A 14618-nucleotide genomic window follows, 5' to 3' on the forward strand; every position below is an offset into this window, starting at 1 on the left:
CTATTTCAGAAGCGACCTGCAATAGCTAATGATGGCTACATATATTACGCAAGAAATCATGTAGCACATCGAGAGTTCTAATACTTTAATCAAATACCTTTGAATGTGCAAAAACGACCTCACTATCTGCGTAGCGAGTTATAAAGTCACTTTCATCAAAATCAAAATCATAAAAGCAAGATGTAGTTATTGGTTTTTCATTCTCGAGTAAAATTTCAAATTCGGCCTGTAGTACTTCAGAAGCGCGTACTGGCTTATCAAAGTAAACGTAACATTTCGAATTACCACCTAATGAATGAGTTTTCCCATCAATATTTATTTTATTACCCTCAATTACAATTTCATTGGGTGTAATAGCTAGATAAGAGAAATAGTAGACTGCACATAAGTAAAATACTGGAGATACAAACAGTGCGGCTTTTATCTTTATGGATTCCGTATCATGAAAGTAATATGTAGATACCAAAGATACCAATGAGAAAAGAAGTGTTATAACAAACATTGGTGTAAGCCAGTTTTTTTTAAATTTGAAATTCAATATTGATTACCATTTTAAAGCTTAAGTTGACTCAACTGCATTGAACCAATTAGAGAGAGTAATTTTAAGGTTCTCGCCTATTTCCGCAAGCATCATTTCGATAAGCATATGCACAAGCCATATTATTCATACAATCTCTTACTTACGGTGGAGTCTTAAAGAAATCGTTCATTTAATTGATAACCCTCTCAGCTCCTCCTTTTGCGGCTAAATCATCAGCAGCGTTAAGCTTTTTAATTTCCTTCAAGTTTGTTTCCTTCTTAGCAGATCGATCAATAGATAATAAATCAGCAGACAATGTAAATTTTGCATAAGTAGCTCGTATTTATTTTCGAAGACAAACTTTTTGGAGATGAATATGACTAACTCAAACGTTGTGGAACTATTTAAGAAGCGACCTGCAGTTGCTAATGATGAAGAATATATTGCTTTATATGAACAAAATGATGGCTACATATATTACGTAAGAAATTATGTAGCTCAGCAAGAGTTTATAGTCGTTAGCGACTCTTTTATGCAAGCGTTGCCTGAAGAGATGCGCCCTGCTACGAACGTGTTTTTCAGTTGTAATTTCTACTTATTGAAACAGTTCAAGCGAGATGTGCAGTCGCATATTCAACACACTGGACAATTTTTATATTTTTATCATTTGTTTGATAAATCAGTTAACGCGTTTTTTGACTCGTTATAACCTAAAGCCAGCTATGCTGGCTTTTTCATAAGACTTTACCAGTCAAATTTATAAATAATTTTTGTATCCCATTTTCAAAAATCTTAAAAAACCATTTTTTTTCTTTATCTGGCAAAATTGACTTACGTTAATTTTTAGTAAGTTAAAGATGCATACTTCACACTCAAGTAATGTTAATTCAATGGCGCATACAAATGCGCCATTGGTTAACTGTGCTTGTACATATGCATCAACAAGATGGCTAACAACTGACGAGCTTGAGACAAGGCTAGGGTTTCCTAAAGAAAGAATAATAAAGTTAGCCAAAAAAGGTGAACTGCAAGGTGATTACGATGAAGATGAAGATGAAGACACTTGGTGGTTTTTGCCAGAAGAAGCGGAAGAGTACAACAAGCGAATGCGAGAGGCTTTATCTCAGAAAAAACAGCAGAATCAAAGAGAATCCACCTCATCAAAGCAGAAGGTTACTGAAGTACCTGAAAGTGCTAAGTCCTTACACACAGAGAAAGTTGCTGAAGTATCTCAAAGTACGACGCCCGTATCCAGAGAGGTAGCTGTTGAAGTATCTCAAAGTACAAAACCTGTACCCTCAGAGAAATCATCTATTTTCCAAGATATTACAACAAAACCTAAACACACAGCTGTCGATCAAGAAAAAAGCCATATATCAAATTTCGACTCTTCAGAAATAGCAATTGCTCAGGCTGCAATAGCCAAAAAGGCTGAATCGCAAAGGCTCTATTATGTGCTAAAAGCCAAAGAGCGGATTGATGAATTTTCTATGTTGAATACACAAGAAAAAGGCAAGCTTACTCAAAAGTACCTGGAAGATTTAAAATCAGGTTTACCAAAAGGTTCAATTCCTGATTATGTCGAAATATATAAGCTAGGGGTAAAAAATAGAGGCAATAAATATTATCTTTCTTTTAGAAATAAGAGTGATGAACACAAAGCTATAGCTTCCATTTTTGACTCTGAAGGTACGAGATTAAGCCTTGAAACAGAATGCTTAGAAGAAGCCAAGGAAAAAGCAAATCAGAAAATACATGAAGCCTCTTTAAAAAGTCCAAAACCGCTAAAAGAAACAAAGGGGCGTTATTTAGGAAACGCGTTGGCACAAGCACACACTAAAACATCTTCTTCCACGGCAAGTACAGCTGACGAAAAAATCCAAAAGCTTGGGGTTTGGCACTACATTGCTGGTGACTTACCACTAGAATATTTTGATGTAAGCTTCGTAAATATGGTTATACAGGAAATGCATGAAAATGAATGGTCTGATAGTACGAAACATCAATACGGTGTCGAATTAAGAGCTGCCAGTAAAATTGCGTATGAATTAAAGTGGATATCACACCAACCAACAATCCCATCTTTTAAATCAGGGGAGCGAGAGTTTATTGATTTACCATATTCCACCTGGCAAAGATTCGTAAATCACTACGCTAAAACAATGCAAGAAAAAATGTTTCTAATGCTGTTATGGCATATGGGGATAAGATACACCTCACTGCTGGAAGCTGATGTCTCACAATTCGACTTAAACAAAAAAATCATGCACCTACCTGCCCTAAAAAATAAAGCAAGAGTGATGGTGGAAGTCCCTCTCAGTGATGAGGCTATTCAATGTATTACATCCCTTCTTAAATATCGAAAAGAAAATAGCATTTCGTCCAGCAAGCTGTTTGCAGATAAAAATGACACTTTGCCAAGGCTCAATTATCTTCGCTGGCGAGCAGCAATTAAAGCAGCTAATTTACCTGACAGTTTTGTTCCTCATCATGTGAGACACTACTTTGCGACCGATCTAAGACGAAATGGGGCAACTTTAGAAACCATCGCGAAGGCAGGAGGTTGGACATCAACAGAAAGTGTTAAGCGCTATTGTCATATCGGTGTTACTGTAACAGAACTTCAAGCTGTAAATAGTCGAATATAAATAATAAACCCTTCTGTATTTTCCTCTTTTTATCATTAAGTTAATAGCATAGGTATTCACTGGAGCATAACCTATGATCTATAAGAAAAAAGAGAGTAAGTATTGGTACACAAAGTTTGAGCTAAGTTATGGAGATAAGCGCAAGCGTATAAACATAAGCACCAGACAAACATCAAAAGCTAAGGCAGAAGCCTTTGAAGCAGGCTTAAAGCAAGAACTGTGGAGGCAAATCACTGATCCGACGCCTGAAGCACACTGCTTTTCTGAAGCTGTTGAGATTTATCTTGAATCGAGACAATCAAATCGCACAGTTAAAGAAAAAGCATCAAAGCTAGAGTGGTGGAAGGTCAAATTAGCCGATCCTAATGTTCAGAAAATAGACACTCACTTAGTGCTCTCGACTATTGCAAAAAAGCAAGAAATATCAATTGCTACTCGCAACAGATACTTGGCAGAGCTTAAGGCGTTTTTAAACTTCTGTCACCAAGAGCTTGGCTGGATAGATAGAGTACCCGTAATTAAGATACAGAAAGAGCCTAGACGTGCCTTTTTTAAACTAGATAACGCTGATGTTATAAAGCTCTTAGAATGCGCGCCCTACTACCTAAGAAGTGTCCTCATTTTCGCTTTACTCACAGGAATGAGGCGAAGCAATATTTTTTCACTACGATGGTCACAAATCGACTTCTGCAAACAGTGTATCTATATTGATGCGAAAGATCACAAATCGAAAGATCACGTCATAGTACCATTATCTCACAAAGCAATAACGATGCTTTCACAGCTAAAAGAGCAGAGAAGCTCTACTTATGTATTTGTAAATACTAACAATAACCCTGTTAAAGATATTAAAGATGCACTGTGGAAACGAATTACCAAGCAGGCACAATTGGATGGTTTAAGGTTTCATGACTTAAGACACAACTGGGCAACTAGGCATATTGAGGCTGGTACAGACCTGTTGGCCTTAAAAGAACTGGGTGGCTGGAAAACTTTAGAAATGGTGCAACGTTATGCTCACCCTTCGCAAGAGTACCTTGCTGAGCAAGCGAAAAATATTGATGGACCAAAATCCAGCTTACAAGAATCTAAGCTAATAGAAGTGAGCCGTGACAAAAACAACTCATGACCATTGTGACAAGTAAAAAGCAGAAACAAAACTGTGGCAAAAAATCGTCACAGTTTGGGTTAATTTTATAAAAAAAGGATGTGACTAAGAAAAATCACATTGCAGAAAAGAAAAAACCCGTTGAAAATCAACGGGTTAAAAAGTGGTACCAGTAGGCGGACTTGAACCGCCACGCCCGAAGGCAACGGATTTTGAATCCGTCATGTCTACCAATTCCATCATACTGGCTTCATTTTTCTTTCACCTTCTAAACACGAGAAGATAAAGAAAAACCACTTTAGAGCAAAAACTTATTTACTGCCTTTGTCTCTATGCCAAGCATTATACAAAGAATGGGTATGGCAGCAAGCGTTTTATTCGTCTCGCCCTTTCAACCGAACAATTAATATACAAATGATTAACTTTGATGTTTTGGCATCATTCGCAGGACGATAGCCTCACAATCAATCTCATGGCTCAAACAACCATACTGCGAAAACCCTGTTTCTTTTAAGCGGCTTTTAACAAACGCATCAGCGATAATTGGCTCGCCGAACTGTAGCAGGGTTGCGGCTTGCCAAAGCTGCGCTAAGTGCTCCATTATACGCCGAGCATGCATTTCCAGATGTTTAGCTTCATTGAGCATAAGCTTTAATTCATCAAGTTTAATCGCAAACTCTTGGTTAAGTGTTCGCGCTTTCTCAAGCTCATTTATAAGTGCTTTTAACGACTCAGGTTCACGTTTAAAAACACGTAATAAGTCTAAGCACTGTACATTACCGGAACCTTCCCAAATAGAGTTAACCGGTGCTTCTTTATAAAGGCGACTAGTGACATTGTCTTGCACATAACCCACGCCACCAATACACTCCATCGCCTCATAGGTATGTTGAATAGCACGCTTACAAATCCAGTATTTGCCAATCGCGGTGGCACTTCGAACCAATAATACTTCGCTGTTATCATTTTGATTATCAAGGGCATGAGCTATACGCATAGAGATTGCCAAAGCAGCTTCAGCCTCGATTGCTAAATCAGCCAGTACATTTAACATGAGAGGTTGTTGGTGTAAATTTTTACCAAATACACTTCGCCCTGCAGTATGCCATATCGCTTCTTTTACAGCTTGAAGCATTAACGAGCTCGAGCCTAACATACAATCGTAACGAGTAAGTGCTACCATTTGAATAATAGTAGCAATACCTCGCCCCGGTTCACCTAAAAGCCAACCATGCGCCCCCCTGAACTCTATTTCTGAACTGGCGTTCGATTGATTACCTAACTTATTTTTTAAGCGCTGAATATACAGGGCATTTTTTTCACCATTTTCGAGCCACCTAGGTACTAAAAAGCATGAGAGTTGTTTTTCATCCGTATTTGCAAGCACTAAGAATGCGTCACTCATAGGCGCTGAGCAAAACCACTTATGTCCCTCTAAGCTATAAAGCTCACCTGCTCCTGCAGTCGTTAATGGCGCAGCTTTTGTAGTATTTGCACGCACATCAGAACCACCTTGTTTTTCGGTCATTGCCATACCAATGGTAACACCTTGTTTTTCAAACCAAGGTTTATTGCTGCCATCGTAATGCTTTGAAAGTATTTTTGGCAGCCACTTTTGTGCCACATTGGCTTGGCTAGCAATCGCTGGCACACTGGCAAATGTCATGGTTAGGGGGCAACCTGAGCCTGGATCTGCATGATTATGCAGCACCGCCATTACAGCTCTGACTACATGACTGCCAGGCTTTTTTTGCTGCCAAGGTAAAGCGCAATGCCCTTGCTCAATAGCATGCTGCATTAATTGGTGGTAACTCGGGTGATAATCAACTTGATCTATGCGTTCGCCAAACCGACTGTGAGTCGTTAATTCAGGTAAGTGCTTGTTTGCTAAGAATCCAGCTTGCAATAGTGCACCACCCACTTGCTCCCCAAATGCCGTTAAATGCGCAGTGCCCCACTGACCTGAAAATTGCTTTTGCCAATATTTCAAAACATCATCGGCTTGATAAATATTATAGTTTTCTAATGGTTGAGGCTGATTAAAAACATGATGAGTTTCACTTTTTGAAATAGACATTGTGTGTGCTCTTTTTATTATTTTCTCAACTATAGCAGGTCAGACCTGCTTGTCGAATTACTAAACAATCGCTAAGTATTTCTTGTTTTGTGAGTACTTTGCTAAACTACTGCGCAATTTAATTGGATGAGATTGTCTATGTCAGCTGAGTTTCCACGTGCCGGTTTTTGGCGCCGTTTTGCTTCTTTAATCTACGATACATTAGTTGTCATTGCTTTTGCGATGCTGACAACTGTGCTTTATCTACTTGCTATTCAAGCTTTAATTTCGCTAGACATATTAACTATTGGAGATGCAGAAGATGTCTCAGCTTATATTCAAAACTCACCGCTTCTTTATGGGATTCGCAGCGCTTTATTGGTATTAGTGAGCGTCGCTTTCTTTAGCTATTTTTGGGCTAAAAGTGGTCAAACGATTGGTATGCGCGCATGGCGTTTAAAAGTACAAACACTCGATGGTAATCTAATACGCTGGCCACAAGGCGCTCTTAGAGCAATTAGCGCACTACTGGGGTTGGGTAATTTAGTGGTATTAATTGATTTTAAAAATAAGCGGGCACTGCAAGATTATGTAGCTAAAACAGAAGTGATCACGCTTACAAAAGAAGAAAACAAGCGCATTTATCGCTCATTAGATTAAGCTACATACAAGCACAAAAAAGCGTGGCTTCAAAACCACGCTTTTTTGTGCTGAGTGTTACACTCGTTTGTTCAATAAATAGGTTGCAAAACCAATAAACAAGATACTTGGCAACACGGCGCCTATTACGGCAGGTATTTGATAAACCATGACAACAGGGCCAAAAATTTCGTTTGTTAGGTGAAAAGTAATCCCCGTTATAACACCCATGATGATGCGTGCGCCCATAGTTACTGTGCGTAGCGGGCCAAAAATAAACGATAAAGCCACTAATAACATTACTGCGATAGATATCGGCTGCATAAACTTGCGCCACAATGCAAGCTCATATGTACTTGTGTCTTGCTCATTTTGTTGTAAATAACTTAAATAAGACCAAAGCCCTGTAAATGAAAGTGACTCTGGTTTTACAGATACTACCCCCAACTTTTCGGCCGTCAGCTGTGAGTCGTAAAACTCTTCATCTTGCTGTTCTGTGGTGATTTTTTCTGGCGTGATCTTCACTTTATTTACATCGCGAAGTAGCCAACCATCTTGACGGTTAACGGCTTCTTCAGCTTTAGTGATTTGCGTTAATTGCAAAGATTTATCGAAGTGATACATATGAACACCACGTAAAATACCTTGCTGATCAACGTCTTCTATATTAATAAAATTGCTACCATCTTTTGCCCATACACCTTGCTGGGCACTAAACACATCACCACCGTAAATAGCATGGTTACGTATCTCTTTGGCTTTTAACTGCGCTTCTGGCGCACCCCACTCACCTAGGGCCATCATACAAATAGCCATGAACATTGCGGTTTTCATTACAGAAGCAATAATTTGCAAGCGCGACATTCCTGCGGCCTGCATAACAACTAACTCACTATTTGATGCCAGTGCACCCAGTCCTGTTAAACCACCAATGAGCGCAGCCATTGGAAAAAATATAACTAAATCACCCGGCATGCTATACAAGGTGTAGATAAGTGCAGTCGCAATATCGTAACTACCACGACCAACCGATTTAAGCTGCTCAATAAACTTTATTAACGTACTGATACCAACCAGCACCATTAATGCAAAACCTGTTGTTTGAATAATGCTGCGGCCCAAGTACCAATCGAGTGTTTTCATCATGCGCTTAACTCCCGCTTAGTCACAACAGCCTTTAACCAAGCGCCTAGCGGGCGACCTTTAATAATCAATAATCCACCTATGAATAATGCTGATAAATGAATCCACCAAAGACCTATTGAAGGAGGGATTTTGCCATCTTCAACTGCAAACTTAGCCGCATTTAATAAAATGAAGTAACCCAAATATAAGCTGATCGCAGGCACTAGTTTAGCAAATTTACCTTGGCGCGGATTAACAACACTTAAAGGCACTGCCAATAGGGTTAACAATGGGATCGAAAGAGGGATCGCTAGGCGCCATTGCCATTGCGCTATTGCCTCGGAGGTTTTCATTTTAAATAAATCAAAAGTAGGAACCGCTTCTAGCTTACGGCGTTGGTGCTCAATTTCTTGATCTTGAATTTGCACACTGTAACCATCAAACTCTGTTAGGTTTAAAGCAGCTGACTCGCCATCTGTTTCATAGCGCTTACCATCATTAAGTACCAGCTGTTGTTCACCATTTTCTTGCTCAATAACAACACCACGCTCTGCATAAACTAAACGTGCTAAATCACCTTTTTCACGCTCAGGCAGCTGGGCAACAAACACTTTATGTAACTCTTTCCCGCTGTTTTCAATATTATGAATAAACACGACTGCTTTTTCGTTACCCGTTTGTTGAAAACGTCCAGCCCTTAGAGCTGATAAACCGGCATCCGCTTTTGCCTGCTCTTTTAACTGGTATTCTTGTTCGCTTGCCCACGGAGCGACATATAAGGTTAGTACACCCGCTAATATGGCAAGAACCACGCTTGAAATAAGTGTTACACGTACCACATACCACTCACTCACTCCACACGCCTTAAGCACGGTCATTTCACTGTCAGCATAAATGCGGCTATAGGCTAATATAATCCCCAAGAAAATACTAAGAGGTAGAATAAGCGAGGCAAGCTGAGGGAGCTTTAGCGCGATCATGGATAGTACAAGTTTTGCAGGAAGTCCCCCTTCGGAGGCATCCCCTAAAATAACAACAAACTTTTGTGACACAAAAATGGTCATCAAAGTTAGAAATACGGCGACCTGCGACTTTAAGACTTCAGTGGTCAAATAACGAAAAATTAGCAATGCTCGCCCCTGTTAAACATCGTGTTTCACTGGAATAGTAAGAAATTTTGAGTAAACTAGTTATTTTACTCACTTTATTATATGCCATCATAGTGAAATATCATACCTAGCAAGAACATATAATCTTGCATAAATGGTACAGATGGCCTCAATTATGTGATATTGATATTCACAATAAGATAAAGTTCAAAAACACGTAAATAGAGTCATAGTTTATGAGCTAATATTAGTATTAATAAACTAAAAAATGTAAGAAAGGACTAAAAAATGAATTTCTTGCCCTTATTTTTTAAGGTTAAATGACTCAACACTAGGAGTGACAATGGAATTTAGCGTAAAAAGTGGTAGTCCAGAAAAGCAACGTAGCGCATGTATTGTAGTTGGCGTTTATGAGCCACGTCGTTTATCCCCCATTGGTGAGCAGCTAGATAAAATTAGCGATGGTTATATCTCTAACTTACTTCGCCGCGGTGATCTTGAAGGAAAGCCAGGGCAAGTATTATTACTACATCATGTACCTAATGTACTGAGCGAGCGTGTATTGCTGGTTGGCTGTGGTAAAGAACGTGAGTTAGATGACAAGCAATATAAACAGATCATCTCTAAAACAATTAATACACTAAACGAAACCGGTTCGATGGAAGCGGTATGCTTTTTAACAGAGCAACATGTTAAAAGTCGTGACACCTATTGGAAAGTGCGCCAAGCAGTTGAGACAACACAAGACTGCTTATACACCTTCAATCAACTGAAAAGTAAAAAAAGCGACCCTCGTCGCCCACTACGTAAAATCGTTTTTAACGTACCAACACGTCGCGAGTTAACGATTGGCGAAAGTGCCATTGAGCATGGCCTAGCCATCGCTGCGGGTAGCAAATTATGTAAAGACGTTGCCAATATGCCACCAAATATCTGTAATCCAGCGTATTTAGGTGAACAAGCACAAGAAATTGCTGATAACTTCGATAATGTAACGGTTGATATTATCGGCGAAGAAAAAATGGCAGAGCTGGGCATGAATTCATACCTAGCAGTTGGCCGTGGCAGCGCGAATGAATCGGTTATGTCGGTGATCAACTATCAAGGTGGCGACAAAGATCAAGCGCCAATCGTGTTAGTGGGTAAGGGCTTAACCTTTGACTCAGGCGGTATTTCAATCAAGCCAGGCGAAGCCATGGATGAAATGAAATACGACATGGGTGGTGCAGCGGGTGTTATTGGTACGATGCGCGCATTAGTGCAAATGCAGTTACCTATTAACGTTGTCGGTGTTTTAGCGGGGTGTGAAAATATGCCAGGCTCAAACGCTTATCGCCCAGGTGATATTTTAACAACCATGTCGGGTCAAACTGTTGAAGTGTTAAATACCGATGCCGAAGGTCGTTTAGTACTGTGTGATGCGCTCACTTATGTTGAGCGCTTTGAACCAGATACCGTAGTTGACGTAGCAACACTAACTGGCGCGTGTATTATTGCGCTGGGTTCACATGCAACGGGTTTACTCTCAAACCATAACCCACTTGCTCATGATCTACTTAAAGCGTCTGAGCAAAGTGGCGATCGTGCATGGCAGCTACCGCTTTGGGATGACTATCAAGAGCAACTTGAAAGCCCATTTGCTGATTTCACCAACTTAGGTGGCCGCGCAGCAGGAACAATTACGGCAGCATGCTTCTTATCTAAATTCACCAAAAAATACAATTGGGCGCATTTAGATATCGCTGGTACAGCATGGCGCAGTGGTGGTAAAAACAAAGGTGCTACGGGTCGTCCTGTCCCTATGTTAACCCAGTATTTATTAAACCGCGCAGGTGTGAGCGAAGCGAGTCACGACTAAGCTTACAAATAAGGTACGCAGTAACCCTAAATAAGGCGCCAAATGGCGCCTTATTAATTGAAGCAACACGCGTTCTATGTCAAAATCTCTGCTTTGATCTGTGTATCTGTGGGGACGAAAGTCACAATGAGCATGAACGCACAATTTTACGTTCTAAAACAAGATGGTAACAGCCAGCAAGCTGATAAAGCATGTTTTGATCTTGCCGCAAAAATAGCAGCAGATCAGTATCGTCTTGGTCATCGCGTATTTATTTACGCCGATAACACTGACACGGCCCACACAATCGACGACATCATCTGGTCATTTGAGCCAGATAGCTTTATACCACACAACCTACAAGGTGAAGGCCCCAAAGGGGGCGCTCCGGTTGAAATTGGTATGACTCCACCTGTCGGCAACAGAAAAATATTAATCAACTTAGCTGAACACCTACCGGATTTTATTCGCCGTTTTCAGCAGGTTTTTGATTTTGTCCCCGTTGAGCCTAACGCTAAACAAGCTGCCCGTGAGCGGTTTAAAAAGCTACGCCAACTGGGCGCCCATATTGCAACGCAAGAAATTGACATTTAAGCATTTATTTAAGGTTCTGTGTAATGGATAAAACCTACAATCCGCAAGATATTGAACAGTCTTTATATCAAGACTGGGAAGAAAAAGGCTACTTTAAACCGTCTGGCCAAGGTGACGCTTACTCAATCATGATTCCGCCACCAAACGTCACAGGTAGCTTACACATGGGCCATGCGTTCCAAGATACCATTATGGATACGCTAACACGCTTAAAGCGTATGCAAGGCAATAACACTTTATGGCAAGTAGGTACTGATCACGCGGGTATCGCAACGCAAATGCTGGTTGAACGTAAGCTTGCTGCCGAAGAAGGTAAAACACGTCACGACTTAGGCCGCGATGCATTTATCGATAAAATCTGGGAGTGGAAAAACCACTCTGGTGGCACTATCACCAAACAATTACGTCGCTTAGGTGCGTCAGTAGATTGGGACCGTGAGCGTTTCACCATGGACGAAGGTCTTTCTGAAGCGGTTAAAGAAGTATTCGTACGTCTTCACAAAGAAGACTTAATCTACCGTGGTAAGCGCCTAGTTAACTGGGACCCTAAACTTCACACGGCGATTTCTGATCTTGAAGTTGAAAACAAAGACAAACAAGGTCACATGTGGAACTTACGTTACCCACTTGCTGATGGCGTAAAAACCAAAGAGGGCAAAGACTACATCATTGTTGCCACAACACGTCCTGAAACAATGCTCGGTGATACAGGTGTTGCAGTTAACCCTGATGATGAACGTTACCAAGACCTGATCGGTAAAGACATTTTACTGCCTATCGTTAACCGTCGCATTCCAATTGTTGCTGATGAACATGCAGACATGGAAAAAGGCACAGGTTGTGTGAAAATCACGCCTGCCCACGACTTTAACGATAACGAAGTAGGTAAACGTCACCAACTACCAATGATCAACATCTTCAACAAAGATGCTGCGGTATTAAGCGAAGGTGAAAGCTACACATTCGACGGTAAAGAGCTTAAATTAGATGCGCCAATTCCTGAGCGTCTACACGGCCTTGACCGCTTTGATGCACGTAAAGCGATTGTGAGCGAATTTGAAGAACTTGGCCTACTAGAAAAAATCGAAGATCACAGCCTAACTGTACCTTACGGTGACCGTTCTGGCGTAGTGATTGAGCCTCTTCTTACTGATCAGTGGTACGTGCGCGTAGCACCTCTAGCAGAACCTGCGAAAGAAGCGGTTAAAAATGGCGACATTAAATTTGTACCTCAACAATACGAGAACATGTACTTCTCGTGGATGAACGACGTACAAGATTGGTGTATTTCACGTCAGCTTTGGTGGGGTCACCGCATCCCTGCTTGGTACGACAACGAAGGTAACGTATACGTTGGTCGTGACGAAGCTGAAGTACGCCGCAATAATAACCTTGCTGATGATGTTGCACTTAAGCAAGACGAAGACGTTTTAGATACCTGGTTCTCATCTGCGCTTTGGACTTTCTCAACGCAAGGCTGGCCTGCAAACACTGATGATTTAAAAACTTTCCACCCGTCTGATGTATTGGTAACAGGTTTCGACATCATCTTCTTCTGGGTTGCACGTATGATCATGATGACCATGCACTTCATCAAAGATGATAACGGCAAGCCACAGGTACCATTCAAAACTGTTTATGTAACCGGTCTTATCCGCGATGAAAATGGCGATAAGATGTCTAAATCGAAAGGTAACGTACTTGATCCTATCGACATGATTGACGGTATCGACCTTGAGAGCCTAGTTGAAAAGCGCACTGGTAACATGATGCAGCCACAACTAGCGAAGAAGATTGAGAAGAACACGCGTAAAACATTCGAAAACGGCATCGAAGCACACGGTACAGATGCACTGCGTTTCACCCTTGCGGCAATGGCGTCAACGGGTCGTGATATCAATTGGGATATGAACCGCCTTGAAGGTTACCGTAACTTCTGTAACAAACTATGGAACGCCAGCCGTTACGTATTAATGAACACAGAAGAACAAGATTGTGGCTTCAATACAGATGCTGAAAAACAGTACTCACTCGCTGATCGTTGGATTTTAGGCCAATTTGAAGCAACCGTTAAAACCTATACTGAGCATCTAGAAAACTACCGTTTTGACCTAGCAGCAAACACCATTTATGAGTTCACTTGGAACCAATTTTGTGACTGGTACTTAGAACTTACTAAACCAGTATTGTTTAAAGGTAACGAAGCACAGCAACGTGGTACGCGTCATACCTTGATCACAGTACTAGAAAGCTTACTACGCTTAATGCACCCAATGATGCCTTATATCACAGAAACGATTTGGCAACGTGTTGCACCGCTTGCGGGCATCGAAACAGCCAACACCAGCATCATGGTACAAGGCTTCCCTGTATACGATGAAGCAAATGTTGATAGTCAAGCGATGGACGACCTTGAATGGGTTAAACAATTCATTCTTGCGATCCGTAACATCCGTGGTGAAATGGATATCAGCCCAAGTAAGCCACTATCTGTGTTACTTGCTAATGCGTCTGATGAAGACAAGCGACGTTTAACTGAAAACGAAGCCTTCTTAGCGTCGCTTGCTAAGCTTGAAGAGTTTACCTTACTTGATAACAAAGACGATGCGCCAGCGTGTGCAACATCGTATGTTGGTAACCTTGAGATCATGATCCCAATGGCAGGCTTAATCGATGTTGAAGCTGAATTAGCTCGTATCGCGAAACAGCTTGAAAAAGCAGAAAAAGGCTTAGCACAGGTTCAAAACAAGTTGGCTAACGAGAAGTTTGTAAACAACGCACCAGAAGCTGTGCTTGCTAAAGAGCATGCTAAACTGGCTGAGTTTACAGATGCAAAAGACAAACTATTAGCGCAAAAAGCGAAAATCGAAAGTCTATAAAAGTATATATAAAGCGCGATTTATTCGCGCTTACAAAAAAGCCGAGCTATAACAATGTTATAGCGCGGCTTTTTAATGCTCTGTAGCAGCGACTTTACGTCGC

11 protein-coding genes and 1 tRNA gene are annotated in these 14618 nt (G+C 40.9%); 7 read left to right on the forward strand and 5 right to left on the reverse strand.

Going from position 1 to position 14618, the window contains the following annotated elements:
- Positions 1-85 precede the first annotated feature (85 nt).
- Positions 86-538: a hypothetical protein gene (locus L3V41_RS16860; protein ID WP_237128144.1), complete on the reverse strand. Its 453-nt coding sequence runs from the start codon at positions 536-538 to the stop codon at positions 86-88.
- Between the two features lie 358 nt (positions 539-896).
- Between L3V41_RS16860 and L3V41_RS16865 the strand changes: the two genes are divergently transcribed.
- The 3 genes from L3V41_RS16865 to L3V41_RS16875 all read left to right on the forward strand — a co-directional run bounded on the left by L3V41_RS16865 (position 897) and on the right by L3V41_RS16875 (position 4297).
- Complete coding sequence (locus tag L3V41_RS16865; RefSeq protein ID WP_237128145.1) at positions 897-1229, forward strand: hypothetical protein; 333 nt, start codon at positions 897-899, stop codon at positions 1227-1229.
- A gap of 181 nt (positions 1230-1410) precedes the next feature.
- Positions 1411-3168, forward strand: a complete 1758-nt coding sequence (locus L3V41_RS16870; RefSeq protein ID WP_237128146.1) for a tyrosine-type recombinase/integrase — start codon at positions 1411-1413, stop codon at positions 3166-3168.
- Positions 3169-3241: 73 nt separating this feature from the next.
- Positions 3242-4297: a site-specific integrase gene (locus L3V41_RS16875; RefSeq protein WP_237128147.1), complete on the forward strand. Its 1056-nt coding sequence runs from the start codon at positions 3242-3244 to the stop codon at positions 4295-4297.
- Positions 4298-4440: 143 nt separating this feature from the next.
- Here the strand turns inward: L3V41_RS16875 and L3V41_RS16880 are convergent.
- A tRNA-Leu gene (locus tag L3V41_RS16880) sits at positions 4441-4525 on the reverse strand.
- Between the two features lie 169 nt (positions 4526-4694).
- Positions 4695-6353: an acyl-CoA dehydrogenase family protein gene (locus tag L3V41_RS16885; RefSeq protein WP_237128148.1), complete on the reverse strand. Its 1659-nt coding sequence runs from the start codon at positions 6351-6353 to the stop codon at positions 4695-4697.
- Between the two features lie 138 nt (positions 6354-6491).
- Here L3V41_RS16885 and L3V41_RS16890 point away from each other — a divergent pair, with 138 nt between their 5' ends.
- The gene (locus L3V41_RS16890) at positions 6492-6992 is read left to right on the forward strand and encodes an RDD family protein (RefSeq protein ID WP_237128149.1); all 501 of its coding nucleotides are present in this window, start codon (positions 6492-6494) and stop codon (positions 6990-6992) included.
- 57 nt (positions 6993-7049) lie between these two features.
- Here L3V41_RS16890 and lptG read toward each other — a convergent pair whose 3' ends face one another.
- Together lptG and lptF are read right to left on the reverse strand one after the other, a co-directional pair.
- Positions 7050-8117 carry an LPS export ABC transporter permease LptG gene (gene lptG / locus L3V41_RS16895; protein ID WP_062570145.1) on the reverse strand — a complete coding sequence of 356 codons (1068 nt, stop codon included), beginning with the start codon at positions 8115-8117 and terminating at the stop codon, positions 7050-7052.
- The gene (lptF, locus tag L3V41_RS16900) at positions 8114-9226 is read right to left on the reverse strand and encodes an LPS export ABC transporter permease LptF (protein WP_062570144.1); all 1113 of its coding nucleotides are present in this window, start codon (positions 9224-9226) and stop codon (positions 8114-8116) included. Before lptF ends, lptG begins: the two co-directional genes overlap by 4 nt.
- Positions 9227-9548: 322 nt before the next feature.
- Between lptF and pepA the strand changes: the two genes are divergently transcribed.
- From pepA to L3V41_RS16915, 3 genes are all read left to right on the forward strand, one after another.
- The gene (gene pepA, locus L3V41_RS16905; RefSeq protein ID WP_062570143.1) at positions 9549-11063 is read left to right on the forward strand and encodes a leucyl aminopeptidase; all 1515 of its coding nucleotides are present in this window, start codon (positions 9549-9551) and stop codon (positions 11061-11063) included.
- Between the two features lie 126 nt (positions 11064-11189).
- Complete coding sequence (locus tag L3V41_RS16910; RefSeq protein WP_062570142.1) at positions 11190-11636, forward strand: DNA polymerase III subunit chi; 447 nt, start codon at positions 11190-11192, stop codon at positions 11634-11636.
- A gap of 23 nt (positions 11637-11659) precedes the next feature.
- On the forward strand, positions 11660-14515 hold the full coding sequence (locus L3V41_RS16915) for a valine--tRNA ligase (RefSeq protein WP_237128150.1): 2856 nt from the start codon (positions 11660-11662) through the stop codon (positions 14513-14515).
- Positions 14516-14618: the final 103 nt, after the last annotated feature.

This window comes from Pseudoalteromonas sp. L21 (assembly GCF_021728035.1).
Taxonomy (GTDB): Bacteria; Pseudomonadota; Gammaproteobacteria; order Enterobacterales; family Alteromonadaceae; genus Pseudoalteromonas; species Pseudoalteromonas arabiensis.